Genomic DNA, 26,026 nt, shown 5'->3' with positions numbered 1-26,026 from the left:
GTGAGCTTCAGAAGGAGGGCACAGTCCCCATCGCATCGATCGGCGGCTTCGATTTCATCTTTGAGGGAGAGCGCTTCGGCAAGGGCGACAACTATAATTACCAGACGTTGCTACAGCGCACTGGGGCGACGCACGAGATCGATCTCGCCGTCACCGTCACGCCGCTGGGCGCCATCGCCCAGCTTGAACACGCGCTCAACGGCTTCGAAGACGAGCGGGAGCATTATCGCCAGCGTCTCGAAGAGGCGCGTCGGCGGCTCGCCTCGTGTCGCTCGCGTGAGGGCGGCAAGTTCGCCTTCGCTGAGGAACTCGCGGAAAAGCGGCGCAAGCTGGCCGAAGTCAGTGCCGAACTCGCTGCCACCAAGGAGGCGGCTTGACGCTCAGCGAATTGTTTTTAGAACTTGAAGTCGATCGACTTCGGGCAATGATCGCTGAGGCGATTTCCGAGTTCGGCTGCTTCGGTTTCATCGTAGAGAAGCTCAACAAAGCTCTGATCGACAATGGCCTCAGTCGCAAGCTTGTTTGTGACGATGAAATCGATCGGCTCGGGGCGATCCGATTCCCTTGTTGTCGGGCATCGGGAGGCCTCCCTGAATGGAGTTCTGATCAGATCCAGCGATGCGGGATCGGCATCATCTATCTCGGCCCAAAGATGATCGTTCTGACCGTGTACATCAAACTTGCGGTTAAAGTCTCCAGCGATCACCACGGGCAAGCCCGTCGCTTCCTTCTCGTCGATCCAGTCTTCGAGCGGCTTCATCTGCATGGCCAAGGTCTTGCAATCGTCCGAAACCGGTTGCGTGAGGGATTTTGCAAAACAGGCCGACTTCAGATGCACACCGAGAAGCCAGAAGCGTTTCTCGTCCGCCTCGACGAGGACCTGTATGCCGCGGCGGACCGGGCGGCCATCACCGGGATTGATCACGCCGAGCGGCTCGTAGTCCTTGCCTTCCACAATCCTAGCCCGACCTTTTTTCACGACGACCGCAGTAAAGATGTCGGGATCGTTTCCAGGCCTGTAGCGGCTTTCGAACACCATATCCCATTGACTCTCCGGGAACACTCGGCGCAGTGCCGCGGGGTTTCCCATCTCCTGAAGGGCAATTACGTCAGCACCGAGCTCGGCCGCGTATTTCTGCAGCAGAATGTAATCGTTGTCCTCCCGGATGGGAGCGCGATCACGAAGAGCGACACCTGACTTGTCGTTCAGATTGTTGATGTTCCAGGTCGCGATCCGAATGGTCTCAGCCGACGCGGACGTTGCCGCGAGAAAACCGCTCACAACGAGCGCTGCAAGAGTCTTCATGACGTTCCTCCCGATCCCGACCGAAGTATGTTGCGGAGAAAAGAGAAACTCAAGTGATAGTTGTGTGATGAGCCGAGAGGAAACCTTTCGCAGAACGGTCCTCCCGCCGCCGCTGTCGATGGCCGGCTGATCCGCAAGGAGGGGCCGCGCAAGCTCCGTAGCTATACGTCGCCGGGATACTTCACCCTTTACCAGGGTGACATCGGCAGCAAAACCACCATCATCGTGAACATCCACCGGACCTTCGCGCTGGATTCCGATCTCACTTTCAAGATGCTCGAGCGTCCACCAGTGGGCGCGGTCCGCATCTTCGGCCGCGCCGGCGAAGCCCGCGAGCTGCTCCTCCTGGCCGAAAACCAGACCTCCGCCGAAACCTGGTGAAGGCTATGTCGCAGTCGCAGCTTGCTATGATCTATGCCGAGGGCGTGGTGTCACATAGCACCGCCACTCATAGGGGCATTCATCTGTCTTCCGACCGAAACAAACGCGTCGATGTGGCGCTTCGCGCGGATGGTGGCTGGTATGAGGAAGATGCCGAGTGGGCGATCGTCGCGATCACGTTTCCTGACCTCTTCACGTCCCACGAGCACAAACGCGCCCACGAGACCTATCCGGAACAGTTGGCCGAATGTCTGGGAGAGAACCTACACGGACTCGAACTTGCCCCCGGCGAGTCGTGGGCCAAAGACAAGGCCGCTTTCGATCGAGCCTATGCCGACGACTGGATCGCCGTCTCAGCGATCCAGTCCGATTATCACCCGGATATGACGGAAGTAATCACAACCCGCGGCGGCCGGCGCAACGGCCACGCCGAGGAGATGCGTTTCCTCGTGCCCGCGCCGAATACGAAGCGCGTGGCCCCTTCGGCCTCGTCATCGATCCTGGCCGTCACGCTCCCTAAGAGGGGGCTTCCAGTTTTGTAAGCTGGCGCGGGAGGGCTGCGTGATGGCTCCAACGCCAACCCGCAACGCGCAACTCTCGCGCATGGAAGAAGCGCGGCGGCAGACGGAGCGCCAGCTGAAACTGATCGATCGCCAGATCCCACGCCGAATGGGCGGGCCGCCCCGGTCCGACCTGGCTGCAACTCTATCGCCTGCCCAAGTGAACGGCCCCGGCCAAGACGGTCATCGCGTCTGTCGAGCGTGAGCCCGAGCCCGGCAGGCGACGAAGTGTAGTGTCCCCCGCAGTCATTTTCCTTTCCGAACTTGTTTGGACCGGATCGGGGCCGGTTTGCCCTTCGGTTTTGCTGCGGTCTGACCCAGCGGCCGTTCGCTTCAAGGCCGCTTCGCGCCGCGGCGCGGCCGAAGACGCCGTCCTTCACGGAGCAGGCTCGCTTGGCTTCGCAAGGCAGGACGCCCCGCTTGCCCGCAAACCGGCTCCGCTCTGCCTGTCGTCTTCGGACCTTGAAGCGACCGTCTTCCGCCGGTTCGGGGCGACCGCACCGAAGGGCACGCCGGCACGGGGCCGGAGCCACTTCGAGATTGGAAAGGAAGAAACCATGGCAAAGCCCGCTACCGCCTCTCGTCAATCCGCCCGCGTCGTACAGCTGCGCAAGGGCGCCACCGTCGAAATGGTCCGGCTCACATGCCCTGATAGCGCCCAGGCGCTGAAGATCGCCGAGAGCTTCGGAACCGCAATCGTCGACAGCGACGGAATTCGTGACCTCCACGAGCGCCTCATCTCCGAGACGGCTGATGCTCTGAGCGAGGGGCTCGGTGAGAAGGCCATGCAGATCCACCTGCAGCGGATCGTCGGCGCCTTCGTCGGTTCCGCGCACGGCGCGGGACAGTTCTACAGCCGCGCGGTCACCGAGGCGCGCGACGCCACGGCCAAGGCCGCTAACGACAGTCGCGACGAGGACCTTGACGGACCCGTCGGCTACGATAGTGCTGCCCAACGCAAGCGCGAGTTTGCCGCCGACATGGGCGTGCAGGCACACGCGCTCAGGATGGCTGCCGAGGGCGCCGTTGCAGCATACAAGCAAGTCGTCGGCGAGACCTGGAAGCCCTTCGATCGGCCCGTCGACAACCCAGGTCATTCCCTCGATCGCAAGGCGGCCCAAGCACAGATGTCGGCCTTCGACTGAGCGCTCGCACGGCGGGGCTCCGGCCCCGCCGTGTTGTGACGGGAATCAAGCCTCCCGGCGGCCTTGGAAAAGACCGCGCAGTGATCTACATTCTTTTGGAGAATTATCTACATGGAGATAACCCATGCCGATCAACGTCAACAATCCGGAAGCGGACGCGCTGACGCGCAAGTTCGCCGAAATGGCCGGCGTCGGCATCACCGACGCCATCGTCATCGCCATGCGGGAGGCGATCGAGCGTCGCAATCGCGCGGAGACGCCATTGCAGACTGCGGCACGTTTGCGGGAAAAACATGGGGTCGCCATGAGTGACGACATCCGCAAGCCTCTTCCCCGTGAGGCCTTCGACGACATGTGGGATGATCGGTGATGTTCGTCGATGCCTGTGCGATCATCGCGCTTCTCTCTGATGAGCCAGAAGCGGCGCGCGTTTCCGACGCCTTTGCTTCGGCCAGACATCCGTTCACATCACCTGTTGCCATTCTCGAGACTGTCCTCGGCCTTGCCCGGCCCGACAAGTTCAATCTTCCGGTGCCCGCAATCGAAACGATCGTAATGGAGTTCCTCGAGGCGCGTGAAATCGAAGTTCGTGATCTTCCGCCGGCCTCTGAGACGACGCGGCTCGCCCTCGTCGCCGCGCACCGATATCGCAGCGGCCGCCATGGTCTGAACCTCGGCGATTGCCTTCATTACGCCTGCGCAAAATTCCATGGCGTGCCGATCCTCGCCACGGCCGACGAGTTCAGGTCGACCGATCTCGAAACCGTTCCATGAACCTACTGAAGCAGTGACGCCGAAATTGGCCTGCCGCAACCCCGTCCGGCCTTCGGTCCTGGCGGAGCGTGGTGTTCGGGCAACGGCTTCGCCGTCCTCCACGTCCGTTCCGGCCATGCCGGTGCCCTCACCCCTTTCCGCTCCGCCATTTGGACCGCCGTGACGGGTTCGGTCCCAATTGAGGCGCCGTGGTGCGTTGGCCAACCACTTTCGCTCCTCGTCAACCGAAATGAGCTCCAACACGCATAGCGGCAGCTCCTCATCGACTTCTGCATCGATCCCAAGCGCGACGTAGTCCTCCTGCAGGGCCACAGTCGCGGCACAGAATCCAGTACAATGTGTAATGCTGCCAACTACGCCAGACGGCCAAAGCGGCGCCCGGTCCGGTCCGCTTGGGATGGCGCACGGAGGAAAACCGAGTTTGGACAATACCGATCTCGCACAGGACCGTCCGGTGGAAAATTCAAGCCTTCTACTTTCGATCGCCCCTGCCACGGCACTCTCTTCTTCGGGCATTACGTCGATGCTTCTACTTACTCGAGAGGTTTGCGCCGCGATATTGGATGGAAGCAACGTCTTTATCACCTGAGAATTCCTTTCGCTCGACCACGATATTATCGCGGCGCGGGCCACATTGTTACCTCAGTATGTACGTCCCCAAGTATCTCCAGCGGGAGCCTCCTAGATCCAAGCAGTGATGCGAGTCAACGTGCGCGCATCCGCTATCTAAATGGCTTCTATTGCCTCAATAGATTATTCAAATCGCCCAAAAAAGAATATGCAAGTGTCAGGTGGCGTCTGTGGCTGCAACAAAGGAGTATTATCTGGATGGCTATCCAAGGCGGCACGGGTGACGATAGTGTCTTCGGCGGCGCGGGCAATGACCAATTGACAAGCTCTACGGCGGTCCGGGTGCCGATATCCTCTTCGCCGGCGACGGAAGAGATCAACTGACCGGCGGTGATGGCCACGACACCTTTGTGTTTCTGTTCCACAACCCGACCCCTGGGGTAGACACAAAGTACGGTCCGAATCCGGACAACACGACCATCGTGGATTTCGATCCGGCAGAGGACACCCTCGCCTTCGATGCTGTGGGCTTCTATAGCGACGGTTTCGGCGCAAACTTCGTCAACAACGCCGGCGGGCCTGGCCAAACCATAGAACAGTTTCCAGCCGCCAGGCCGTCATGAGCTGCTCGGAACAGGCAAAGGAGATAGCATGGATCCCTTTAACAACATCAATCCATCCCGCGTCTCAGATCTCGCCCGCACAGACGATGCAGGCTCGCAACAGCAGCAGACCGACCAAGCGCGTTTTCAGGAGCATCTGAACGCGTTGCAGCCGGGCCAGCATCGGCAAGCCGTTCCAAACAGCCGTCTTGCCAGGCGGACCGGCTCACATGCAGATGCGGTTGGACCGAGGATGCTGCAAGAGGAGGACGCCGGGGAAGGCGGTTCGCACTTGCCCTTTGCTCCACCAGCTCACTCACCTGCGCAGAGTTTTGACCAGGACGAGCTCTTTGCCGCCGCCGACCGCGCCGGGCCGTTGCCGGCTGCAAGTTTCGCTTCGGCGCAGTTCTGGCAGGATGCGGAGCGGGTGGTCCACTCACCCGCGCAAAGTGTCGATCAGCCGCGGAGCCGCGCAGCGATTGGGGGCGGTTACGAAGCTTTGAGTTCCATCCCGCCGCCGCGGGTCAACCTGCCCGCCACGGGATTTGGAAGCGCACCCGATGGCGTGAACCTCCCTCACGCCGTCGCGGACGCATATCGGCCTGCGGCCAATCAACAGGGCGATTTGACCGGCGCGCGCCATACAATGCCGGCCGAGGCGCCGCACCAGGCTGCCGTCGTTCAGCAAACGCGCAGCCAAAAGCGCGGCCGCGAGCACCCGGACGAGGCGCTTTTTGCCGCCTACCGTGCCGAGGCGGATAAAACAGCCAAGGTGAGTGAAAGCTCGATTGCTCGCGGTATAACGGCGCTACGCAAGTTCAGCACATGGCTTGACGAGAACCACCAGAGCCAAATCAACGGTCGGATTGAGGACGAGCAGCTGGACGGCCTGGCGAAGGACTTTGCGGGCAACGATGTCGTACTACTGAGCGACACCAAAGTGGCGTTGGGAAGGCTCCGGCAGCATTTTGCCGGACAGCCTGTGACGGCTGCTTCGACTGTTCGACCCGGCACGAAGGACGATGAGGAACTCTTCGCCCAATACCGGGCAAAAGCCGTGGTCAAAGAACCAACCGTGAGGAGCGATCTAGCGGCGCTGCGCAAGTTCAGCAAATGGCTTGACGAGAACCACCGGACGCAGATCGCCGGCCGGATTGAGGACCCGGGGTTGGACGCGCTGGCGAAGGACTTCGCGGAGCGCGAGAGCGCGCGTATCAAGCCGGCGCTGAAGAGGCTCCGGCAAGCTTCTGTCAGACAGCCTGTGACGGCTGCTTCGAATGTTCGACCTGGTACCAAGGATGATGAGGAACTCTTTGCCCAGGCTGCCGGCCTCAAAGAAAGAAGCATGGGAGGCGATTTGACCGGCGCGCGCCATACAATGCCGGCCGCGGCACCGCACCAGGCTTCCGTCGTTCAGCAAACGCGCAGCCGAAAGCGCGGCCGCGAGCACCCGGACGAGGCGCTTTTTGCCGCCTACCGTGCCGAGGCGGATAAAACAGCCAAGGTGAGTGAAAGCTCGATTGCTCGCGGTATAACGGCGCTACGCAAGTTCAGCACATGGCTTGACGAGAACCACCAGAGCCAAATCAACGGTCGGATTGAGGACGAGCAGCTGGACGGCCTGGCGAAGGACTTTGCGGGCAACGATGTCGTACTACTGAGCGACACCAAAGTGGCGTTGGGAAGGCTCCGGCAGCATTTTGCCGGACAGCCTGTGACGGCTGCTTCGACTGTTCGACCCGGCACGAAGGACGATGAGGAACTCTTCGCCCAATACCGGGCAAAAGCCGTGGTCAAAGAACCAACCGTGAGGAGCGATCTAGCGGCGCTGCGCAAGTTCAGCAAATGGCTTGACGAGAACCACCGGACGCAGATCGCCGGCCGGATTGAGGACCCGGGGTTGGACGCGCTGGCGAAGGACTTCGCGGAGCACGAGAGCGCGCGTATCAATCCGGCGCTGAAGAGGCTCCGGGAAGCTTCTGTCGTACAGCCTGTGACGGCTGCTTCGAATGTTCGACCTGGCACCAAGTATGATGAGGAACTCTTTGCCCAGGCTGCCGGCCTCAAAGAAGGAACCATGGGAGGCGATTTGACCGGCGCGCGCCATACAATGCCGGCCGCGGCACCGCACCAAGCTTCCGTCGTTCAGCAAACGCGCAGCCGAAAGCGCGGCCGCGAGCACCCGGACGAGGCGCTTTTTGCCGCCTACCGTGCCGAGGCGGGTAAAACAGCCAAGGTGAGTGAAAGCTCGATTGCTGGCGATATAACGGCGCTGCGCAAGTTCAGCAAATGGCTTGACGAGAACCACCAGAGCCAAATCAACGGTCGGATTGAGGACGAGCAGCTGGACGGTCTGGCGAAGGACTTTGCGGGCAACGATGCCGTACTACTGGGCGACACCAACGTGGCGTTGCGAAGGCTCCGGCAAGCCTATGCCGGACAGACTGTCACAACAGCCAGATCGCGCTCGGTCCGCGAAGAGAACCAGGTGATCGAAGATGCATGTAAGGCAGCTGCAAGCGGGTACGGAAAAAGCACGCTAAATAACTATCGGAGTACTTTGGGTCGTTTCAACAGCTGGCTTAGTCAGAACTTCGGCAAGGGCATTGCCCAGATTGAACCCGCGGTGCTGAGCCGGGCAGTTGAAGAGTACGAGAAGAACGCAGGCCCCGGTTTCGGCACAGCTTGGAACTTTCTGCAGAGATATCGGCAAATGGTCGCAGCCAACAATGCGCTGGGCTTGGCAGCCCATGGGCAAGCGGCCTCGGCTTGGGACGCGCTGCGAGCCTTCCATGAAAAAGAGGCCGCACAGCCTGGTCCGCCAACGACTACCGATGTGCCGCAGTTCCATCAGACGACATTGCTCCCGCCACAGTTGGCCCCCGTGCCGGCCCCATCCTCGCCTGCTCAAAGTGCCGGCTCGTCCTCGACCTTCGCCGCCCTTGCGCCGCTGTCGCCCACACCTTATCGGCGTCCGGATTTTGATCTGAATGCGCTCCCGCCCGGGCAACTGGCTGAGGATGCTGACATTAGCGGCTCGGGCCATTGGACCGCAGTTGCCGGCTCGGCAATTGCCCAGCCCGGCTCGTCACGTAGATCATCGCAGATCTATGCCGGTCTTGATGACATCGTCGACTTGCAGGACGATGCCGGCTCCGCGCCGCGGTCGGACGCTGCCAGGTCGAGATCGATTGCCGGGCCATCGCCGTCATCGAGCGTGCCTGGCGAAGGTTCCTCGGCGTTGAGCGCTGCGCATGGCAGGCTCCCGGACCTCGCGCCACAGTTTGGCTCGCGGGAGCAGGCCGATTGGGGGGTAAGGCCCGCCGCCTCGCAGGAAAGTTACAATCAGTCGCAACTTTGGCAGGAGGTGGACCAAGCCGGAAGGCAAAGACCTGCCGGTTGGGACCGCCCCTGGTCAGGGCCGTCGCCGCAGTCGGGTCAGGACATGGGGCCAGCTCGGCGGTCCGCGTCAGCTCGCTCGTCTGATATCTACCGCGGTCTTGATTCCCTGGTCGATTTGCCGTCCACACCGGCCGAGCTACGTGATGATGCCCATTATGCCCCGCCTCTAGGTACAGCCTCCGACGCTCAGGTTAAGGCGCTCGATCCGCAAGCCTCGTCTCACGACCGCAGCGGGCTGGCGCTCGACGCCACGCAATGGCTGGGGGATCGGCACATCCAGAGAGACTACGAGCTGCTGGCGCAGGAGCTGCAGAGGGACAATCCAGATCTTGCCGCCCGAACGCGGCTCGTCGACCCGCTGATAGCCCATTACCATCTGCGCCTGGGCTCCGATAATGCCGCCCTCAGGGCTTTCCAGCGCATCGTCTATGATCGCAATGGCAATGATACAGCCGACTTCCTGTTCCTGCCTGTCAACGATGCCAGCGCTACCGATCCTCAACGCCGCGGCACCCACTGGTCGCTGCTGCTGGTTGATCGACGCGAGCGGGAAAGGCCGGTTGCCTATCATTACGACTCCGCCGGGCGGCTCAACGACCAGCCCGCGGCACAGCTCGCACAACGGCTGGGAGCCCGCCAGGAGCCGGTCCGCATAACCCAGCAGCAGAACCGCTATGATTGCGGCGTCTTTGTGCTTGACGGCACGAGGGCGCTGGTCGGACGACTGGGGCAAAGGCGGCAGCCAGCCAGGCTGCACCTCGACAACCTCGTCATCGATCGGCAGGCACTCCAACACCGACTCGGTCATGGGGCTGTTCCAGGAGTCGCGCTGCCCATCAGACAAGGCTCCGATCAGGCCCGAGCCGAGCTAATGGCTTCCTTCAGAAGCAGAGAGCGATCTGACGCGGGGCGTTGAGTCTCAGTGGCTACCGTCAAGCAGATCAGCGCTAGACGTCATGTTTCCGAGGCGGAGATCGGTGGCCCGCCCGCACGTACGGAGCGCGAGCCATTCCTCAACCATGCGCAGGCTGAGCGGAAAGCGAAACTAGAGCCATACTGCGTGCGCAATGATCTCGGCGGGAAAGCGGTGGTCATCGGCAAAAGATCAGACGTCATCGTTTATGATGGCGGGATGTTAGGCTGGCTGCCGCTTGTAGACGCTCAGTTATGTGGAGTTGTATCGTGGGAAGTCGCGCGTCTGCGGGCTCTTGCGGTATCAGCTCCACATCTCTGCGCAGTGCACGTTAATCGGGTAATGTGCAGCACAACATTACTGGACGACTGGGGTCCCGAGAAGCTCAAGGACGAGCAGCGGCGCGATCTCCTGGAGATCATCGAGGACCGCTACGAGAAACGATCCACCATCGTCACCAGCCAGGTGCCCGTCGATCACTGGTATGACATGATCGGCAATCCAACGATCGCCGATGCCATCCTCGACCGCCTGTCCACAACGCCTACCGCATCGAACTGTCCGGCGAGAGCTTGCGAAAGCAACGTCAAACACCATGCTAAACCGCGCACGAAGGCGTATGGACATTGACTGGGCCTGGGGAGCCTTCAGTCGGCCAGATTCACAGCCGACTTTGATCTCACCGTCATGACTGGGCATGCATTCCAAACCATTGTAAACGATGAAGAACTGCGGGATTTTCTCGTAGTTGTTCGACGCGCCCTTGCATGCGGCGGCTGTTTTGCTTTCGAAACGCAGAGCACCAATGCTTGCCGCAGGTGAGTCAGAGCACCTTATGGTTTCTCGACATCGACACCTTGCGGAACATGCTGGAAGAATCGGGCCCGCAGATCGAACAGCAATTCGGCGACTTTGATGAAGTAGACTTATGCCACGATTCTCCCGAAATAATCACATTCGCAATCGGTTGAACACACGCGTCTGCCTCCCACCCCTCTACGAATTTTATCTCTGACTGAATCGACGTCCGGGACAGACCGCAAGCGTTCTATGCCGAGCTCCTTTACTGGAAGCATGCTTCTCTCTCGCCCCTAAACCGTGGCGCGGCATAATCCGGAACCCGGCATAATGCGACTTATGCCGATATCGGCATAACGTCCATTGGACTGCGCCCGCCAGCCGCATCGGCCGTGATCTCTCCCGCTATGCCAAGGTAGAAGCGAGCGCGCACGCGAGGAACTGATTGCCTTATCTTGACAGTCTGCACCGACTCTCAGTGTCCTGCTGCGTCGATGCAACAGGACTGACGGAGGCGCTATCCAGGCCGGCCGCAGCGCTCCCACATAGCTGGCGGAGGCCGGCCTGGATAGCGCCGGGCAAGTTGAACGCCTTCGTTGATGCTGGCTCCCTGCCTGAAGCAGGCAACTGATGCCAAAGGCCCGCTGACAGCCTTGTGCCAGCCGACCCTTTGTCCCAATGCCTGCATCACCGCAAGACATCGGCCCGCCTGGGCCCGTTCAGCGCAAGAAGCCAGGAGCCTGTTGAAGGAGAAGCGGCTGTCCCATCTTCAGCGGAGTATCCTCCAGCGGGACCTCGAGCGAATGATGGCGGTCCTGATCAGCATAGACGGGGTTCGGACTGCGTCTGGCTCCTGATGCTCAGCTTATTGAGCTGTGCTGTCGCCGCCCGATCCGTTGACCCCAGGGATGTCGCCTTGCAGCCCTCGCCGCGAGACGACGCCGGCTGAGAGCCGCGTATCATCCCGGCCATGTTCCGCGCGCCGATCATGGTCTGCGCCTCCTTAAGCTCGCCCGTCGAGGCAGGGCTCGGGTGTGGCAGACGCTGCCAGCCCATCAACCCTGTTCCGCACCAGCACCGAGAACAGGGTGTGACGGGCCGGCCTCCCGCGTCTGCCCCTGCCGCCTCGCCCTCGACGGAGAGGGCGAGCTTAAGGAGGCAGCAATGACCACAGATCGCACCCCCCAGACCCCGACCGATGTCTACGAGCGCGTCACCAGCCAGATCATCGCCGCCATCGAGGCCGGCGCCGGCGAGTACCGGATGCCCTGGCATCACGACGGATCGGCCATCACCACTCCCGTCAACATCGCCTCAAGCAAGGCCTATCGCGGCGTCAACGTCGTCGCACTCTGGGCCGCTGCGCACGCGGCCGGCTATCCCGCCGGCATCTGGGGCACCTACCGCCAATGGCAGGCGCTCGGCGCCCAGGTTCGCAAGGGCGAACGCGGCCACCTTGTCGTGTTCTGGAAGACCACCGATCGCGGCGAGGCGGACGATCAGGACGGCGAAGCGGATCGCGACGAGCCCGGCCGGCGCATGTTCGCCCGCGGCTATACCGTGTTCAACTGCGCGCAGGTCGACGGCTACACGCCACCCGCAATGCCAGTGTTGCCCGAGGCCGAGCGAATCGAGCGGGCCGAACGCTTCTGTGCGGCGCTCGACATCGACATCCGCCACGGCGGCTCGCAGGCCTATTACCGCCCATCTACGGATCACGTGCAGATGCCGGAGTTCGCCTGCTTCCGTGACGCCCTCGCCTATTATGCCGTGCTGCTTCACGAATGCGGCCACGCTTCCGGCGCCAGCCACCGCCTCGACCGCGATCTCTCCGGACGCTTCGGCTCGGCCGCCTATGCGATGGAGGAATGCACAGTCGAGCTCTTGAGCGCGATGATCTGCGCCGATCTCAGCCTCAGCGTCGAACCGCGGCCCGACCATGCCCGCTACATCGCTTCCTGGCTCGAGGTGCTACGCTCCGACAAGCGCGCCATCTTCACCGCCGCCAGCAAGGCGCAGCAGATCGCCGACTGGATGCACGCGCAGCAGGCCGGCGCTCGCCAGCACGAGGTCCGGGGCGCCGCATAGGCGCCCCCAGCTCGATCAGATAGCGTTGCGCTCCTGGAACAGCGTCTCGATCAGCGGACATTCCGGGAGCGTGCCGTCGCCGCACTGGGCAACGACGTCTTTCAGCACCCGTTCCATGCGCTTGAGGTCGGCGATCTTCGCGCGGACGTCGGCAAGGTGGACGGCCGCGACGTCTCGTGCTTCGGCGCAGGGCCGGTCACGCTCGTCAACGAGACGCAGGAGCTCGCGGATTTCATCAAGCGAGAAGCCGAGCTCGCGCGCCCGCAGGACGAAGCGAAGCCGCCGCTCGTGCGCGCCGTCATAGCTTCTGTAACCCGCCGTCGTGCGCGGCGGCTCGGGCAGCAGCCCGACCTTCTCATAATAGCGCACCGTCTCCAGATTGCAGCCCGTCCGCCGGGCGAGCTCGGCCCGCTGCATACCTGTCACCCCGGCGTGATCACGCATCGCAAATACCCTCTTGACCCTGTAGTTGCTACAGACTGCACACTAGCGCTTGGATAGGAGTTCGGCAAGGAAAGCGAGGCCCGATATGAATGCATCGCGACACGGAACGGCCTCTGCGCTGATCTCGGCATCGCGCCGGAACTCGAGCCGCGGCCGGATCACGCGTCCTACCTTCAGTCCTGGCTCACCGTCCTGAGGAGACAAACGGGCGATCTTCCACGCCGCGGCGCATGCCCAGCGTGCCGTTGCCTATCTTCACGATCTTCAGCCCGGGTGGCCAAGACCGACAGGCGGCTTGATTAGGTTAATGCAGCTCCCGGTCTTGCGTGGATCAGGACTGCCCGCCGCCAGCGGCGGTGGCGGACTCCGCCACCGGCTCGGTCGTCACCTGCAGATATTCCTCCGTTCGCAGGTCCAACTTTCCCCAGATCGACGTCTTCTGTGTGCCGGATTTCGGCTTGCGAGACGGCTTGATTTCGACGGTGAACGGCTTTGTCTGCTTGCGCATGGGTCCTCTTCGGCAGAACGAATCGCGCCGCAACGATTTCCCGCGCATGGACCAACGCAACCGGCGAGTCTGCCGAGATCGATGCGGAGATGTTCACCGCAACGACCTGGCATCCGGAGCGGTTTCACCTGTGAGCCGTTCGAACAAATGCGATGGTACGCTGCAAGTCGCCGTTGCCATGCTCCTTCTCCTCATGGTTGCCAGCGCTCCCTTCTGCGGGCTCGATGAGGCATGTCTGACCGAAGAACGGCTTCGCCTCGATCGGCTTCCCGCAACGGGCCTCCAGAACTTTCTCCCCCTGACGGCTGTGCCGCCATTCCTCGCGGAACAACAAAGTTCTTCCGGCCGCCCTCCACAGTGTTCCGGCCTTTCAGGTGCGGTCCGATCGTCCCGGGTCTTTGCGACAGCCATCGAGGCCGCGAAGGGCGCGGCCCGAAACAAGGAAAGGAACATGACAATGGCTACCATCGGCACCTTCACCGCAAACGAAAACGGCTTCACCGGCTCGATCCGCACTCTCGCCCTCAACGTCAAGGCTCGCATCGCCCGCATCGAAAATCCCTCGGACAAAGGCCCGCACTTCCGCATCTACGCGGGCGCCGTCGAACTGGGCGCTGCCTGGCAGAAGCGCTCCGAACAGACGGATCGCGACTACCTCTCGGTCAAGCTCGACGACCCGAGCTTTCCGGCTCCGATCTACGCGACACTGACGGATGTCGAAGGCGAAGATGGCTTCCAACTCATCTGGTCGCGCCCGAACCGGGATTGATATTATTGGTTAAGGCCTCGCCGCCCAGGCGGGGCCTTAACCGCCGAAATGCACAGTATTTACAACAATGCTGTAAATGCCGGATTTGTGCTGGTTCCGAAGTTATAGTGCGGTCGGCAAACACATCTGGAGATCAGCATGCCCCGCACCGGTGGTACCTATTCGACAAGCGATCTTTCCCGGAAGTCCGGCGATATCATCGCCGAGGCGTTGCGCCATCCGGTCACGATCACCCAACGCAACAAGCCGCGCCTCGTCCTTCTTAACATCGATGACTACGAACGGCTGATGCGGCAATCCGATGCCCGTTCAGTCGGCACACTCGAAACCAAGCCGAGTGAGCTGCTCAACGAATTCGAGGCGGCGGTGGACGCCTATGCGGGGACCGACGAGACCAACCGATGAGCAGCTATGATGACATCCAGACCGCGACGGTCATCCGTTATCCCTGTTTATGGGCGCGGCAAGCCCGAAAGGCGAGACAGAGGGGCAAAAGGATCGGCCAGTCGCCGTCGGCGTGAGGCTTGCCCGACCTGACGGCGACCTGGTTCTGTTTTTCCCGATCACCACCAAGCAGCCCGAGCTGGCTCGCTTCGCGGCTGAAGTTTCGGCCATGGAGAAGCGGCGGGCCGCGGCTGTTCCGGCCTTGGGAGATGCGGCCGGATCGTCCCGGTCTTTGCCGCTGGGGCCGCTAAGGGGGCGGCCCGAATCGGGACTGAGGAGCTACCGGCCCCCGCTCGCCAAGCAGGGCCAATCCTCATCGCAGAAGCCGGAAACAGGCATTGAGCCCGTTTCTGGCTTTTCGGTGCCGAGAGGTAGGGTCTGCTCAGACAGTGCCATTTTGCCGTGGTGAAAGGGCAGCCTCAAGGACTTCGCGGTTCCTCCAAAATGCTGGCGCATTTCGGCTCCCCCACCCGCCGCGGTGCGGTCGCTTCGCGCTCCTTGACCCTGCCCTGTCGCCACGCCCGCGGTCGTCATCCTTCTCAAACTACAGGAGATGACGATGACCATCGAACAGCACATCGAAGAACTGCGCGCCGAGCTGCGTAACGCCGTCGACGCTAACGAGCGTCGGCAGATCGAGGCCGAACTTGAACTCGCCGAGGCCGAACGCGAAGTGATCTCGGCCGAGCAGGACGGCCGTGTAAGCGCCGAGCCTCCGTTCTGATCGAGGCTTATCTCCATCCCGTGAGCTTGGCCCGGCCGGATCGACCGGCCGCCCGGCTGTCAGGGATTTCACCCCTCGACGCTCCCCGCCGGCTCGCGCCGGGAAGGGTCGCGTTCCCTTCGGGTACGCGGGGCTCTTCTCTCTCTGACCTCCTATTTTACTCCAGCAAATCCGGCGTCAAGGACGGCGCGGTCTCCCCAATTTTTCCGCCGCTGCGTTGCACTGCGCTTCAGAAAAATCGGTTCCCCCGCTTGCAAGTCGCATTCCGCGATCCCTGACCCCTCTTTGCCACGGAGTGGCCGATCTCCGTCATAAAGATGAAGGAGATCACAAATGACAACTGATCAGAACCTTACCCTCGTCGCCGCGCTCTCCGGTTTCCGGCTCCTCGTTCTCGCCAACCGCTTCGGCTGCGATACCGACTTCTCGCGAGAGCTCCATGATCGCCTGATCGAAGGACTGGATGCCGCCACCGCGCGCGTCCGGACCATCATGGCGTTGGAGCGGAACGTTCTCACCGGAGAGGACGAATTCGCCGAATATCAGTTGGACGGCGAAACCGAGACAAGGTGATTAGCCACTTCTTCCGCAACGGAAAGCTAGGCCTTAGCTGGCCATCACGATCCTATTCTTCGTCGAGGTCGAGGTGTCGTTCGAGACCGACCGGAACCGGCGCCGCTGAGGCGCCGTAGAGCACCGCTTCGGCGGATTTTTTCATATGGACATAGAAGCGCGCGGACGATAACCGCGTTTTCGTTTCCGTCGGAGCAGATCGAGAAACAGCCGGACCGCTTCTTCTTCCCGGCGGAAATGATGGACCATCATCTGCCCTCTGGTTCCAATGCGGCCCCACTTCCGAAGCAGGCAGATGTCCCCGAACAGGTTCGGTTCGATAGACATGGCATAGTAGCGGGCCATATTCCTCGAGGGATCCGAGCGTTCGACGTAGAGGCGGTAGGGTTGCGAGATCATGACGTCAGGATCGCTGATCCGGGGAGTCGCGTCCAACGACACTTATGAATCGATGGGCATGGATCGATTCACATCGGTGATGATATGCGAAGGGCTTGGGCGCGACGCCTGCGGCGCACGGCTCTACTCGCTGCGCTCACGGAGCCCGCCCGCGGTCTCCGCCCCGTCGGGTGACGATCCTCTCGCGACCCCTCAGTCACACCATCCGTGTCTCTCACCGTCCCAGCGCCTGGCGAGACCCTCATAAACGAGCGTGCTCCCCACCGAGCGCCCGGCTCGTGTCACCGTGCGCAGCTTGCGCCCGTACTTGTCCTCATCTCGTAAGCCGGGCGAAAGCGAGAATGTCCCCGCGTTGAGCAGGGCGAGAAGGCGTGTTTTCGCCTCCTCCCCCTTTGTCCGTTCGGCCTCGCATCGCGGAGGGCTCAACTCAGGTGTGTCGATATCGGCAATGCGGATTTTCTCGCCTTCGAACCAGAACGTATCGCCATCGACGACACAGTTGATGTGACGGCTATCGCCGCAGATCGAAAACGAAGCTGACTGTGAATCCGCTGTCGAGGGGTTGGCCAAGGCCAGGAGGCTCGTGAGGTTGCTTGTGCCGTAAGCTGAGAGGAATCCAGCGACGGCAATGATCGCGAGCCCGACGATCGCGATTGGTCCTCCGCGACGACGAGGATAAGCCACACGGGGTCGCTTCCGCTTAGCGGGTATTTCTTGCCGGCGGCCGCCGCCGGCCTTCCGGGGCCTCCGGAATGGCATCACGTTGTTTTGCGCCAATTTAGTCTCCATGCATTTCGCCGAACGGTACGACGGCCATGGTTTCGTCCGGGTTTACCGACAACCCGGTACGGCCGATAAAGCCGTGTGCGAGGTGCGGGGCGCAGTCGGTCCCGCCTCCCCTTCGGGCCACAATGTTGAGGCTCCTGCGGCTGCGCTGTTTCCCGCCCTCGCACGACGAGAATTCCCGAAATCCCGCCCGTTGGGGGTCGCTCACGCTGATTTCTCCGATACTCTTCATTCTCCTGGATCCGCCTTGCTCGTTGCACTGCGCGCCGGCTGGATCAGGCGGGCTTCCGACGTCTTTCCAATCGTGTGAAATCGGTTCGTTCCGACGCAAGCCTTCATGTCTTCCCGCCGGAACCAGATTGCTCGGCCGCATCGAAGCGGCGCATTGCCGGCCGTAAACACGATCTGCTCATCGGCGCGCATACGCAGCACCTCGTGTGGCTGGATAAGCGGTCGAGCGGCCAATTGCTTCGAGCGCGTGCGTGACGATCCCTTCGCCTGGAAACTGCGGCTGACCTGGTCGATCTCGACGGTGGTCATGCCGCAACGCTTCGAGATGTAGTCGGCCGTATCCGGATCGTTGATCGCGGCGAAGGAGATCCAGCTCGCGCTTTCGAACCATTTGCTCGCCGCATCGCGGCCGCCATAGGTTTCGCGCATCTGGCCGATCGACTGGTAAATCATGGTGAGCGTGATTCCGTATTTTCGCCCGGCATCGCGCGCGGTCTCCAGAATCCGCATGTAGCCGAGGCGCGCCACCTCATCGAGGAGGAAGAGCGCCCTGCCCTTCACCGCGCCGTCACGGTTGTAGATCGCGTTGAGAAACGAGCCGATAATCACGCGCGCAAGACCGGAATGTGTCTCCAGCGTCTTCAGGTCGATGTTGATGAACACGTCGGTCTTGCCGTCCGCAAGCGCGTCGGTCGAGAAAGTCGAACCCGACACGAGTGCGGCATAGTTGGTGTATGACAGCCAGTGCGTTTCCTTGACCGCATTGGCGTAGACGCCGGAGAAGGTTTCCGGCGTCATGTTGACGAAGGCGGCGACATTCTCCTTCACGAAATTCGAGTTCGAGTTGTCGTAGATCGACTGCAGCCGCTCGCGCAGTTTCGGCTCCGGTTCCGCCAGATTGGCCCGAACCTGACGCAAGGTCTGGTTCTCTTTCTCCGTGTGGCCGGACAGGCAGACGTCGGCGATCAGCGCGGTCAACAGCTGTAACGCCGATGCCCGGAAGAAGTCGTCACGCACACCGCGCATGCCGCCGCTATCGCTCATGATCCATGATGCGACCGAGGCGATATCCTCCTCCTTCGTCCCGCCAAATCGACCGATCCAGTCGAGCGCGTTGAACCCGGTTTCCGGTTCCTTCGGATCGAGAATGCGGATGAAGCGTGCCGCGCCTTTGCGATGCTCATGCACCATCGGCGCGACTTCGTTCGATGGATCGAGGACGACAAGTGCCCCGCCCCATTTGAGCGCTGTCGGGATTGTCACCGACGTCGTCTTGAAACCGCCCGAACCCGCGAAGACGATCCCGTGCGAGGATCCGAACGAACCGTCGAAGCAAAGGAGCGGCGACTTGCCGCCGGCGCCCCAGGTGTCGAGATCATCGGCGCGAAACGAGCGCGCCGCCGTGCTGTCCTTGTCGACCCGGTAACGCTCGCCGATGACGATGCCGCCGGTATCGGCAAAGCGTTTTTCCGCTTCCTGCATCTTCATCCAGTCGGCTTCACCGTGGAGCGCCCTTTTTCCCCGGATGCGTTTCGGCTCGGCGCGTGCGAAGGCGGCATTGCCGATCAGCGCGACGCGTAGCGCAAAACATCCCACCATCAACGCCGCCGTCGCACCGAGCATCGTTGCATGATCAATGTACGAGGTGATGGACTTGCCGTCCGGCACTTGCCCGGCGAATGCGGCGAGACGGTTCGCCTCGCGCGTCGTCGCGACCAACATCGTTGTCGCGCTTCCCGCTAGAGCGCCCCAGCCGGCCACTTTGACGCTCGCCGAGCCGGCGCTCGCGAATAGGTAGATCACTCCGATCGCCGCGGCGGTGACATAGGGCAAGGCAATCCCGACCCGGCCCAGTGTCAACCTTGCAGCATCGGTCTTGCCCAAGGTCGACAGCCATTGCTCGATCCCGGTCATGCCGATGACGGCCAAAACCATCAGCACGACCGGGGCGCCGGCGGGAGCAAGCTTATTCGCCGTCATCGCCGAAGGCCTCCGCCCCGATCGCGATCAACCGCGCCCGCTCGCCGTCGTTGGAATTGAGCCGACGGCGAAGGTCAACCAGGGCTCCAAGCAAAAGTGCGCGCTTCTCGTACCGCAAGCCCGCCTTCACGATCAGGCCGCCGAGCTCGATCTTCTCCCGCGTATCCTTCTTGCGGGCGTCGGATGTCGTCGTCCTCGCCATTCGCTCAAGCTTCGCCATTGCTGCCCTGAGCCGCGCCAGACGCGAGCGCCGCGGTCGATGTCGATCCGATGCCGTCGCCGGCACCCTTCTTTCCTCCGGTCGTATTTCCCTGATCCCCGCGAAAGCGCTTCGCCAGGCTCTCGAAGGCTGCCTGAAGCTCGGCTTCCTCGATCTTGATGTCTCCAAGGCCAGCCTTGAGGGCAATCCGGCCGATGCGCTCGGCGTCGCGGGTTTCCGCGGCCTTGAGCTGTTCCTGCAGCTTGGCGATTTCGTTGCGGATCTTCGAGGTTGGTTTCTTCATTCCGTCCGGCTCCTTGGCTGAGAAAGCTTGTCTTTCGAAGCCAGTTTTTCCGAACAGAGTGCGGAACGCACTACTGTGAATCCTACAATCGCCAAGGGCGATGCTTTGGTGAATGATCCCGGCCGTTCCGAAGGAGCGGCTTCCAAGGGCGCAGTTATACGTCGCTGATGCGACGCTCCGCTTTTGCCCCCCGGCGGGGCCGCCGCTCCCGACGAACCTGTTGAATCTGTTCGCAATCGGGAGCTCAGACCGCCGTGGCCGTTCCGCATTTCTCCGTCAGTGTCGTCGCCCGCGGCTCCGGCCGCAGCGCTGTGCTGTCGGCGGCCTATCGCCACTGCGCCAAGATGGAATACGAGCGGGAAGCGCGGACGATCGACTACACCCGCAAGCAGGGCCTCCTGCACGAAGAGTTCGTCATCCCTCCCGACGCACCGGAGTGGCTGCGCTCGATGATTGCTGATCGCTCGGTCTCCCGCGCGTCGGAAGCCTTCTGGAACAAAGTCGAGGAGTTCGAGAGGCGCTCCGATGCGCAGCTCGCCAAGGATGTGACGATTGCGCTGCCGATTGAACTGACCGCCGAGCAGAACATCGCGCTTGTCCGCGACTTCGTCGAGCGTCACATCACCGCCAAGGGCATGGTGGCCGATTGGGTCTATCACGATGCGCCGGGCAATCCGCATGTACATCTGATGACGACCCTTCGGCCGCTCACCGAGGACGGGTTTGGCGCCAAGAAAGTCGCGGTTCTCGGACCGGACGGCAATCCGATCCGCAATGACGCCGGCAAGATCGTCTATGAGCTCTGGGCCGGAAGTCTCGATGACTTCAATGCCTTTCGCGACGGCTGGTTTGCCTGCCAGAACCGGCATCTGGCACTCGCCGGTCTCGACATTCGTATCGATGGCCGATCCTTCGAAAAACAAGGCATCGAAGTGGAGCCGACCATCCATATTGGTGTTGGTGCAACGGCCATCGGCCGCAAGGCGGAGCAGGCGAGGACGCAGTCGTCGGCAGGGTCACCAAAGCTCGAACGGATCGAGCTGCAGGAGGCACGGCGAAGCGAGAACGCGCGGCGCATTCAGCGCCGGCCTGAGATCGTCCTCGACCTGATCACCCGCGAAAAGAGCGTCTTCGATGAGCGAGATGTTGCGAAGATCCTGCATCGCTATATCGATGATAGTGCCCTGTTTCAGAGCCTGATGCTTCGCGTCCTCCAAAGCCCCGAAGCGCTCCGTCTCGAGCGCGAGCGGATCGCATTTGCGACCGGAGCCCGGGTGCCGGCCAAGTACACGACGCGCGAGCTGATCCGGCTCGAAGCGGAGATGGCCAACCGCGCGATCTGGCTTTCGAGGCGATCCTCGCATGGCGTGCCGGAAGCAGTGTTGGAGGCGACGTTTGCACCCCACTCGCGCTTGTCGGAGGAGCAGAGGACAGCGATCGAGCATGTCGCGGGATCCGAGCGGATTGCAGCCGTCATCGGCCGCGCCGGCGCCGGCAAGACGACGATGATGAAAGCCGCGCGCGAGGCGTGGGAAGCCGCCGGATATCATGTTTTAGGTGGCGCGCTTGCCGGCAAGGCCGCCGAAGGTCTGGAGAAGGAAACAGGGATATCGTCGCGCACGCTTTCGTCCTGGGAGCTTCGTTGGGGTGCAGGCCGAAACCAACTCGACGCAAAGACTGTCTTCGTTCTCGACGAGGCCGGCATGGTGTCGTCGCGGCAGATGGCGCACCTGGTCGAGATGGTTACGAAGTCAGGCGCCAAGCTTGTCCTGGTCGGCGACCCGGAACAGCTTCAACCGATCGAAGCTGGGGCCGCGTTCCGCGCGATTGCAGATCGCATCGGTTATGCCGAGCTCGAAACCATTTATCGTCAGCGCGAGCAATGGATGCGCGACGCTTCGCTCGATCTCGCCCGCGGCGACATCCGCAAGGCCGTCGATGCGTATACCGCTCAGGGTCGAATGATCGGTTTGCGTCTCAAGGACGAGGCTGTCGATACCCTTATAGCCGACTGGAGCCGCGACTACGATCCGGCGAAGACGACACTGATCCTCGCCCACCTCAGACGCGATGTGCAAATGCTCAACGAGATGGCACGCGCCGAGCTCGTCGAGCGTGCCATTATTGGCGAAGGTTTTGCTTTCCGGACGGAGGACGGACACCGCAACTTTGCGCCCGGCGACCAGATCGTGTTCCTGAAAAACGAAGGCTCACTCGGCGTCAAGAACGGCATGCTCGGCAAAGTCGTCGAAGCCGCTCAAGAGCGCATTGTCGCCGAGATCGACGAAGGCGAGCACCGCCGTCAGGTCACAGTCGAGCAGCGGTTCTACAACAATCTCGACCACGGCTATGCCACCACGATCCATAAGAGCCAAGGCGCCACCGTCGACCGGGTCAAGGTGCTCGCTTCGCTCTCCCTCGATCGGCATCTGACCTATGTGGCGATGACGCGTCATCGTGAGGATCTCCGCGTCTATTACGGCTCTCGATCCTTCGCGTTTGCCGGCGGCCTGATCAAGATCCTGTCGCGCAAGAATGCCAAGGAAACCACGCTCGATTACGAGAGGGCCACCTTCTACCGCCAGGCACTGCGCTTTGCCGAAGCGCGCGGGCTGCATCTCGTCAACGTCGCCCGCACGATAGCCCGCGACCGGCTCGAGTGGACGGTCCGCCAGAAGCAGAAACTGGCCGATCTTGCCCACCGGCTCCTCGCCATCGGCGCCAAGCTCGGCTTCGGCACCAGCACCAAACCGACCCACTCGCAAAGCAGCAAGGAGGCCAGCCCCATGGTTGCCGGCATCGCGACATTCCCGAAATCGGTCGAGCAGGCGGTTGCCGATAAGCTCGAATCCGATCCCGGTCTGAAGAAGCAATGGGAAGATGTCTCGACCCGCTTGCATCTCGTCTATGCGCAGCCGGAAGCCGCCTTCAAGGCCGTCAATGTCGATGCCATGCTGAAGGATGAGACCTTCGCCAACTCGACGCTTGCGAGGATCGCTGGCCAGCCGGAAAGTTTTGGTGCACTCAAGGGGAAATCCGGCCTGCTCGCAAGCCGCGCCGATAAGCAGGATCGCGAGAGGGCGGAACGCAACGTTCCCGCTCTTGCTCAAAGTCTCGGCGATTACCTGCGCCAGCGCAGTCAGGCCGAACAACGCCATCAGGCGGAGGAAGTGGCGGTCCGCCGCAAGGTGTTGATTGACATCCCGGCACTCTCTCCCAATGCACGCCAGACGCTCGAGCGCGTGCGGGACGCCATCGACCGCAACGACCTTCCGTCGGCGCTCGAGTTCGCGCTTGCCGACAAAATGGTGAAGGCGGAACTGGACGGATTTGCCAAAGCTGTCGCTGAGCGTTTCGGCGAGCGGACCTTCCTGCCCTTGGCCGCCAAGGATGCGAATGGCGAGACCTTCAAGACGATCACCGCCGGCATGAGCGCCGGTCAGAAGGCGGAGGTCGAGTCTGCCTGGGGCCTGATGCGCGCAGTGCAGAAACTCAGTTCACACCAGCGGACCACCGAAGCCCTCAAGCAGGCCGAGACGCTGCGGCAGACGAAGAGCCAAGGGATGTCGCTGAAATGACTATTCCTTTCATTGCAACGGCGTTGAGGAGGCGACGCAAGAAAGCGCTCCTGCTTGGCTTCGCCACCATCACAATGGCGTTGCTGGGAACGATCTCGGTCGCCTGGTTCGGCGGCTACCGGATCAATCTCACGCCGAGCGAACCTCTCGGTCTCTGGCGTATCGTCAAGCTCGACAGACCGGTCGCCGCTGGCGACCTGGTCTTCATTTGCCCGCCGCAAACGGCAGCGATGCGGGAGGCACGTATACGCGGTTACCTGCGCTCCGGCCTGTGCTCGGCCGGCGTTGCGCCGCTCATCAAGTCGGTCGTGGCCGTTGAAGGACAGCGCGTCGAAGTTGGTACTAGCGTCTCCGTGAACGGCCGTCTGGTTCCCTCCTCCACCATAGCGCAGCGAGACGCGTGGGGTCGGCCAATGACGCCGTTCTCGGGCGGGATCGTGCCCGCCTATTGCGTGTTCCTGCACTCGGCTTTCGCCGGCTCCTACGACTCCCGCTATTTCGGTCCGATCCCGGCTGCCGGCATTCTCGGCCTGGCGCAAGAGGTACTGACCTATGCGCCGTGATCACCTACAGCCGGCAGTGCTGACCGTCGCGTCTGTTCTTGCCGGAATGGTTGGGTGGAGCGGGAATGTCCTGCTCCTTCCGGCGGCGCTGGGTTTCCCCGTCCTATGGGGGCATGCGCGATCGAGATACGTGGCGGCGATAGTTTCGGCCGGATATTATCTGGCGGCATCCCGTGGTCTGCCGCAGGGCGTCGCGTCTTTCTACGCCTCCGATCTTTGGCCGGGCTTATTGCTATGGCTGTGCGCCTCGGGGAGCTTTGTTGTCGTGCATACCGTGCTCTGGACGAAGCGCCCTGACCGTCGACCAGTTCGCTATCTCTTAGTCGCTGCGCTTATGGCTGTACCGCCAATGGGCATCACGGGCTGGGCACATCCTGTCACGGCGGCCGGCGTTTTGTTTCCCGGATGGGGATGGCCGGGACTGGTGGCGATGACAGCCGGCCTCATGGGCCTCGTAACCCGCATGTGGCCGGCTGTTGCCATCGCCTTCGCAGGCCTTTGGCTCTGGTCCGCCGCCTTCTGGACCGATCCGAAACTACCTGAGGGCTGGCAGGGCGTCGATCTGCAAATGGGGTCATCGCTCGGCCGCGACGCCAGTATTCAGCGGCACCGTGATCTGATTGCCACGCTGACGGACCGCGCATCCGGCGGCATCAGAAATATTGTTCTGCCGGAAAGCGCCCTGGGCTTTTGGACGCTGACGGTCGAACGGCTCTGGGTCAAGGCTCTGCAAAGCACGGATATTTCCGTGATCGCTGGCGCCGCCATGGTCGATGCGGCTGGATACGACAATGTGCTCGTCACGCTCTCCGATAGCGGTGGCAATGTCCTCTATCGCGAGCGAATGCCGGTCCCGGGCTCCATGTGGCAACCATGGCGGTCTTGGCTGGGGACAAGTGGCGGCGCCCGAGCGCATTTCTTCGCCAATCCAGTTGCGACTGTGGGCGATCGTCAAGTAGCGCCACTCATCTGCTACGAGCAGCTCGTCGTCTGGCCGGTACTGCACTCGATGCTCCACGACCCAGACCTGATCGTTGCAGTTGGGAACGGATGGTGGACCAAGGGGACTTCCATCGTCGCGATTCAGCGCGCGAGTGCCGTCGCATGGGCGAAGCTCTTTGCAAAACCACTTGTTATTTCCTTCAACACCTGAAGCCCAAGGAGACGCTGTGTTGGACGCTGCCCTAATCAAAGAGTGCGCCGATCCCACCCTGAAGCCCGCGATCGTCGAACAATTCGTGTCGGCCGCGGGCTCCGCGGACCCTCTCGCCGTGACCGTCAAATCGGGGGGACGGTTGATCCTGGTGCCAAAGGCCACTTCGGCCGACGAGGCGATGGCCATCGTGAGGCAATATGTGGGTCAGGCGGTAGTGCGCGTCGGCCTGACACAGTTTCCGGCGGGCGTCGGCGCGAAGAATGCAGCGGACCTTCAGCCGGCCCTCGTCGATGCCTGCAAAAACCTTCGCAAGGGAACGTCAATTTTTGCCAAGGTTCTGAGGATCGTTGCCAAGTGGTACGGCAATCCTAAGAGCCAAGACGCCTTCCCCCACATATTCGAGGATGCCGTCTACGCCTGGAAGACGGGTGAGTTCGAAGGGGTGAGCGTGTTTCAGGCTCCTGATCCTGGTGGCAGCGTGCCGCCAAACTATGTGCGGCCTTCCGACAAGGAAGACAGCGACACTGGCACTGCTCCAGATCCCAAATCAGAAAGCCCTGAAAACGATGCCGTTGGATCGGCGGAGATGCGGATCGACCTTTCCCGCATCGGCGGAAGATGAAGTGTGAACGCCTTCAAGCTGTTCTCTGTTTTTCCGCAGTATGAGGGCCCGCAACTTCGCTTTCCGGCTCCTTTGCGGCCGTGGGGCGGGAATGGCTCGTTCGAGCCCGAAGCGGCCCATCCAGGTGTCGAGTTCAGCGGCACAGATGCGGACTTTTGAGACGTTCGTTCAACCGACACTTCCGACCCGCTGCGGTCCTTGACGTCC

At 61.9% G+C, this 26,026-nt stretch carries 24 protein-coding genes and 8 pseudogenes; 22 read left to right on the top strand and 10 right to left on the bottom strand.

Annotated features, from left to right (window positions below; genetic code table 11):
- Positions 1 to 2 precede the first annotated feature (2 nt).
- Positions 3 to 377 (top strand): annotated as a pseudogene (locus AYK65_RS18040) (hypothetical protein); the annotation flags it as partial.
- A 17-nt stretch (positions 378 to 394) separates the two neighbouring features.
- Here the strand turns inward: AYK65_RS18040 and AYK65_RS18035 are convergent.
- On the bottom strand, positions 395 to 1,543 hold the full coding sequence (locus AYK65_RS18035; protein WP_139793225.1) for an endonuclease/exonuclease/phosphatase family protein: 1,149 nt from the start codon (positions 1,541 to 1,543) through the stop codon (positions 395 to 397).
- On the opposite strand from AYK65_RS18035, the gene AYK65_RS32455 reads away from it, so the two are divergent.
- The 5 genes from AYK65_RS32455 to AYK65_RS18005 all read left to right on the top strand — a co-directional run bounded on the left by AYK65_RS32455 (position 1,532) and on the right by AYK65_RS18005 (position 4,166).
- Positions 1,532 to 1,687, top strand: a complete 156-nt coding sequence (locus AYK65_RS32455) for a hypothetical protein (RefSeq protein ID WP_172402011.1) — start codon at positions 1,532 to 1,534, stop codon at positions 1,685 to 1,687. The genes AYK65_RS18035 and AYK65_RS32455 overlap by 12 nt on opposite strands.
- A gap of 26 nt (positions 1,688 to 1,713) precedes the next feature.
- Positions 1,714 to 2,229 carry a DUF7007 domain-containing protein gene (locus tag AYK65_RS18025; RefSeq protein ID WP_139793224.1) on the top strand — a complete coding sequence of 172 codons (516 nt, stop codon included), beginning with the start codon at positions 1,714 to 1,716 and terminating at the stop codon, positions 2,227 to 2,229.
- A gap of 575 nt (positions 2,230 to 2,804) precedes the next feature.
- Positions 2,805 to 3,392, top strand: coding sequence for a hypothetical protein (locus AYK65_RS18015; protein WP_081159336.1), 588 nt, complete (start codon positions 2,805 to 2,807; stop codon positions 3,390 to 3,392).
- A 124-nt stretch (positions 3,393 to 3,516) separates the two neighbouring features.
- Positions 3,517 to 3,762, top strand: a complete 246-nt coding sequence (locus AYK65_RS18010) for a type II toxin-antitoxin system VapB family antitoxin (RefSeq protein WP_071023121.1) — start codon at positions 3,517 to 3,519, stop codon at positions 3,760 to 3,762.
- Positions 3,762 to 4,166, top strand: a complete 405-nt coding sequence (locus AYK65_RS18005; RefSeq protein WP_081159276.1) for a type II toxin-antitoxin system VapC family toxin — start codon at positions 3,762 to 3,764, stop codon at positions 4,164 to 4,166. The genes AYK65_RS18010 and AYK65_RS18005 overlap by 1 nt, the downstream gene beginning before the upstream one ends.
- A gap of 318 nt (positions 4,167 to 4,484) precedes the next feature.
- Here AYK65_RS18005 and AYK65_RS33050 read toward each other — a convergent pair.
- Positions 4,485 to 4,682 (bottom strand): annotated as a pseudogene (locus tag AYK65_RS33050) (4'-phosphopantetheinyl transferase family protein); the annotation flags it as partial.
- Positions 4,683 to 4,994: 312 nt separating this feature from the next.
- Here AYK65_RS33050 and AYK65_RS33045 point away from each other — a divergent pair.
- The 3 genes from AYK65_RS33045 (at position 4,995) to AYK65_RS33035 (ending at position 9,656) form a co-directional block, all read left to right on the top strand.
- Positions 4,995 to 5,120 (top strand): hypothetical protein, encoded by a 126-nt coding sequence (locus AYK65_RS33045; protein WP_275531669.1) that lies wholly within the window; start codon positions 4,995 to 4,997, stop codon positions 5,118 to 5,120.
- Entirely contained in the window at positions 5,087 to 5,359 is a 273-nt protein-coding gene (locus tag AYK65_RS33040; protein ID WP_476700516.1) for a hypothetical protein, read from the top strand. Before AYK65_RS33045 ends, AYK65_RS33040 begins: the two co-directional genes overlap by 34 nt.
- Before the next feature lie 544 nt (positions 5,360 to 5,903).
- Positions 5,904 to 9,656: a Ulp1 family isopeptidase gene (locus tag AYK65_RS33035; RefSeq protein ID WP_244560005.1), complete on the top strand. Its 3,753-nt coding sequence runs from the start codon at positions 5,904 to 5,906 to the stop codon at positions 9,654 to 9,656.
- A gap of 78 nt (positions 9,657 to 9,734) precedes the next feature.
- Here AYK65_RS33035 and AYK65_RS31810 read toward each other — a convergent pair.
- A pseudogene (locus AYK65_RS31810) lies at positions 9,735 to 9,812 on the bottom strand (IS6 family transposase); the annotation flags it as partial.
- A gap of 198 nt (positions 9,813 to 10,010) precedes the next feature.
- Between AYK65_RS31810 and AYK65_RS17995 the strand changes: the two are divergent.
- From AYK65_RS17995 to AYK65_RS17985, 3 genes and pseudogenes are all read left to right on the top strand, one after another.
- A pseudogene (locus tag AYK65_RS17995) lies at positions 10,011 to 10,255 on the top strand (ATP-binding protein); the annotation flags it as partial.
- 557 nt (positions 10,256 to 10,812) lie between these two features.
- Positions 10,813 to 10,901: pseudogene (locus AYK65_RS33870) on the top strand (antirestriction protein ArdC); the annotation flags it as partial.
- Positions 10,902 to 11,615: 714 nt separating this feature from the next.
- A complete protein-coding gene (locus tag AYK65_RS17985; RefSeq protein ID WP_081159275.1) occupies positions 11,616 to 12,539 on the top strand; it encodes an ArdC family protein in 924 nt (307 codons plus the stop codon).
- 15 nt (positions 12,540 to 12,554) lie between these two features.
- Here AYK65_RS17985 and AYK65_RS17980 read toward each other — a convergent pair whose 3' ends face one another.
- Positions 12,555 to 12,983 (bottom strand): MerR family transcriptional regulator, encoded by a 429-nt coding sequence (locus tag AYK65_RS17980; RefSeq protein ID WP_081159273.1) that lies wholly within the window; start codon positions 12,981 to 12,983, stop codon positions 12,555 to 12,557.
- A gap of 78 nt (positions 12,984 to 13,061) precedes the next feature.
- Here AYK65_RS17980 and AYK65_RS31805 point away from each other — a divergent pair.
- Positions 13,062 to 13,254: pseudogene (locus tag AYK65_RS31805) on the top strand (zincin-like metallopeptidase domain-containing protein); the annotation flags it as partial.
- A gap of 60 nt (positions 13,255 to 13,314) precedes the next feature.
- Here AYK65_RS31805 and AYK65_RS32445 read toward each other — a convergent pair.
- Positions 13,315 to 13,491, bottom strand: coding sequence for a hypothetical protein (locus AYK65_RS32445; protein ID WP_172402010.1), 177 nt, complete (start codon positions 13,489 to 13,491; stop codon positions 13,315 to 13,317).
- Positions 13,492 to 13,948: 457 nt separating this feature from the next.
- On the opposite strand from AYK65_RS32445, the gene AYK65_RS17970 reads away from it, so the two are divergent.
- The 5 genes and pseudogenes from AYK65_RS17970 to AYK65_RS17950 form a co-directional block, all read left to right on the top strand.
- Entirely contained in the window at positions 13,949 to 14,260 is a 312-nt protein-coding gene (locus tag AYK65_RS17970; RefSeq protein WP_028002734.1) for a DUF736 domain-containing protein, read from the top strand.
- A gap of 138 nt (positions 14,261 to 14,398) precedes the next feature.
- Positions 14,399 to 14,665, top strand: coding sequence for a type II toxin-antitoxin system prevent-host-death family antitoxin (locus tag AYK65_RS17965; protein WP_081159272.1), 267 nt, complete (start codon positions 14,399 to 14,401; stop codon positions 14,663 to 14,665).
- Positions 14,662 to 14,891, top strand: a pseudogene (locus AYK65_RS33865) (hypothetical protein); the annotation flags it as partial. The gene AYK65_RS17965 and the pseudogene AYK65_RS33865, both read left to right, overlap by 4 nt.
- Before the next feature lie 372 nt (positions 14,892 to 15,263).
- Entirely contained in the window at positions 15,264 to 15,428 is a 165-nt protein-coding gene (locus AYK65_RS32440; protein WP_172402009.1) for a hypothetical protein, read from the top strand.
- A gap of 333 nt (positions 15,429 to 15,761) precedes the next feature.
- Positions 15,762 to 15,992: pseudogene (locus AYK65_RS17950) on the top strand (hypothetical protein); the annotation flags it as partial.
- A gap of 150 nt (positions 15,993 to 16,142) precedes the next feature.
- On the opposite strand, the gene AYK65_RS17945 reads toward AYK65_RS17950, so the two are convergent.
- From AYK65_RS17945 to traC, 5 genes are all read right to left on the bottom strand, one after another.
- Positions 16,143 to 16,400, bottom strand: a complete 258-nt coding sequence (locus tag AYK65_RS17945; RefSeq protein WP_081159270.1) for a WGR domain-containing protein — start codon at positions 16,398 to 16,400, stop codon at positions 16,143 to 16,145.
- Between the two features lie 192 nt (positions 16,401 to 16,592).
- Entirely contained in the window at positions 16,593 to 17,033 is a 441-nt protein-coding gene (locus AYK65_RS17940) for a thermonuclease family protein (RefSeq protein ID WP_420810257.1), read from the bottom strand.
- Between the two features lie 381 nt (positions 17,034 to 17,414).
- Complete coding sequence (traG, locus tag AYK65_RS17930; RefSeq protein WP_081159267.1) at positions 17,415 to 19,397, bottom strand: Ti-type conjugative transfer system protein TraG; 1,983 nt, start codon at positions 19,395 to 19,397, stop codon at positions 17,415 to 17,417.
- Positions 19,384 to 19,599: a type IV conjugative transfer system coupling protein TraD gene (gene traD, locus AYK65_RS17925; RefSeq protein ID WP_081159266.1), complete on the bottom strand. Its 216-nt coding sequence runs from the start codon at positions 19,597 to 19,599 to the stop codon at positions 19,384 to 19,386. Before traD ends, traG begins: the two co-directional genes overlap by 14 nt.
- Before the next feature lie 4 nt (positions 19,600 to 19,603).
- Positions 19,604 to 19,900, bottom strand: coding sequence for a conjugal transfer protein TraC (traC, locus tag AYK65_RS17920; RefSeq protein ID WP_081159264.1), 297 nt, complete (start codon positions 19,898 to 19,900; stop codon positions 19,604 to 19,606).
- A 254-nt stretch (positions 19,901 to 20,154) separates the two neighbouring features.
- Here traC and traA point away from each other — a divergent pair, with 254 nt between their 5' ends.
- The 4 genes from traA to AYK65_RS17900 are packed head-to-tail and all read left to right on the top strand — an operon-like array spanning position 20,155 to position 25,819.
- Positions 20,155 to 23,478, top strand: coding sequence for a Ti-type conjugative transfer relaxase TraA (gene traA, locus AYK65_RS17915; RefSeq protein ID WP_081159263.1), 3,324 nt, complete (start codon positions 20,155 to 20,157; stop codon positions 23,476 to 23,478).
- Entirely contained in the window at positions 23,475 to 24,041 is a 567-nt protein-coding gene (gene traF, locus AYK65_RS17910) for a conjugative transfer signal peptidase TraF (protein ID WP_081159261.1), read from the top strand. The genes traA and traF overlap by 4 nt, the downstream gene beginning before the upstream one ends.
- Positions 24,031 to 25,194, top strand: coding sequence for a conjugal transfer protein TraB (locus AYK65_RS17905; protein ID WP_081159260.1), 1,164 nt, complete (start codon positions 24,031 to 24,033; stop codon positions 25,192 to 25,194). The genes traF and AYK65_RS17905 overlap by 11 nt, the downstream gene beginning before the upstream one ends.
- 16 nt (positions 25,195 to 25,210) lie before the next feature.
- On the top strand, positions 25,211 to 25,819 hold the full coding sequence (locus AYK65_RS17900; protein WP_081159258.1) for a TraH family protein: 609 nt from the start codon (positions 25,211 to 25,213) through the stop codon (positions 25,817 to 25,819).
- Positions 25,820 to 26,026: the final 207 nt, after the last annotated feature.

It is taken from the genome of Ensifer aridi (assembly GCF_002078505.1).
Lineage (GTDB): Bacteria > Pseudomonadota > Alphaproteobacteria > Rhizobiales > Rhizobiaceae > Sinorhizobium > Sinorhizobium aridi.
The sequence above is the reverse complement of the archived record's forward strand: the minus strand, read 5'-3'. Positions and strand labels throughout refer to the sequence as shown.

What these genes read in the sequence shown, in the direction of transcription:
- AYK65_RS33045 (WP_275531669.1), top strand. Translation starts at nt 4,995, where the DNA reads ATGGCTATCCAAGGCGGCACGGGTGACGATAGTGTCTTCGGCGGCGCG.
- AYK65_RS17980 (WP_081159273.1), bottom strand. Translation starts at nt 12,983, where the DNA reads ATGCGTGATCACGCCGGGGTGACAGGTATGCAGCGGGCCGAGCTCGCC.
- AYK65_RS17945 (WP_081159270.1), bottom strand. Translation starts at nt 16,400, where the DNA reads ATGATCTCGCAACCCTACCGCCTCTACGTCGAACGCTCGGATCCCTCG.
- AYK65_RS18010 (WP_071023121.1), top strand. Translation starts at nt 3,517, where the DNA reads ATGCCGATCAACGTCAACAATCCGGAAGCGGACGCGCTGACGCGCAAG.
- AYK65_RS32445 (WP_172402010.1), bottom strand. Translation starts at nt 13,491, where the DNA reads ATGCGCAAGCAGACAAAGCCGTTCACCGTCGAAATCAAGCCGTCTCGC.
- AYK65_RS17905 (WP_081159260.1), top strand. Translation starts at nt 24,031, where the DNA reads ATGCGCCGTGATCACCTACAGCCGGCAGTGCTGACCGTCGCGTCTGTT.
- traD (WP_081159266.1), bottom strand. Translation starts at nt 19,599, where the DNA reads ATGGCGAGGACGACGACATCCGACGCCCGCAAGAAGGATACGCGGGAG.
- traC (WP_081159264.1), bottom strand. Translation starts at nt 19,900, where the DNA reads ATGAAGAAACCAACCTCGAAGATCCGCAACGAAATCGCCAAGCTGCAG.
- AYK65_RS32440 (WP_172402009.1), top strand. Translation starts at nt 15,264, where the DNA reads ATGACCATCGAACAGCACATCGAAGAACTGCGCGCCGAGCTGCGTAAC.
- AYK65_RS18015 (WP_081159336.1), top strand. Translation starts at nt 2,805, where the DNA reads ATGGCAAAGCCCGCTACCGCCTCTCGTCAATCCGCCCGCGTCGTACAG.
- AYK65_RS18005 (WP_081159276.1), top strand. Translation starts at nt 3,762, where the DNA reads ATGTTCGTCGATGCCTGTGCGATCATCGCGCTTCTCTCTGATGAGCCA.
- AYK65_RS17965 (WP_081159272.1), top strand. Translation starts at nt 14,399, where the DNA reads ATGCCCCGCACCGGTGGTACCTATTCGACAAGCGATCTTTCCCGGAAG.
- AYK65_RS17985 (WP_081159275.1), top strand. Translation starts at nt 11,616, where the DNA reads ATGACCACAGATCGCACCCCCCAGACCCCGACCGATGTCTACGAGCGC.
- traG (WP_081159267.1), bottom strand. Translation starts at nt 19,397, where the DNA reads ATGACGGCGAATAAGCTTGCTCCCGCCGGCGCCCCGGTCGTGCTGATG.
- traF (WP_081159261.1), top strand. Translation starts at nt 23,475, where the DNA reads ATGACTATTCCTTTCATTGCAACGGCGTTGAGGAGGCGACGCAAGAAA.
- AYK65_RS17970 (WP_028002734.1), top strand. Translation starts at nt 13,949, where the DNA reads ATGGCTACCATCGGCACCTTCACCGCAAACGAAAACGGCTTCACCGGC.
- AYK65_RS18025 (WP_139793224.1), top strand. Translation starts at nt 1,714, where the DNA reads ATGATCTATGCCGAGGGCGTGGTGTCACATAGCACCGCCACTCATAGG.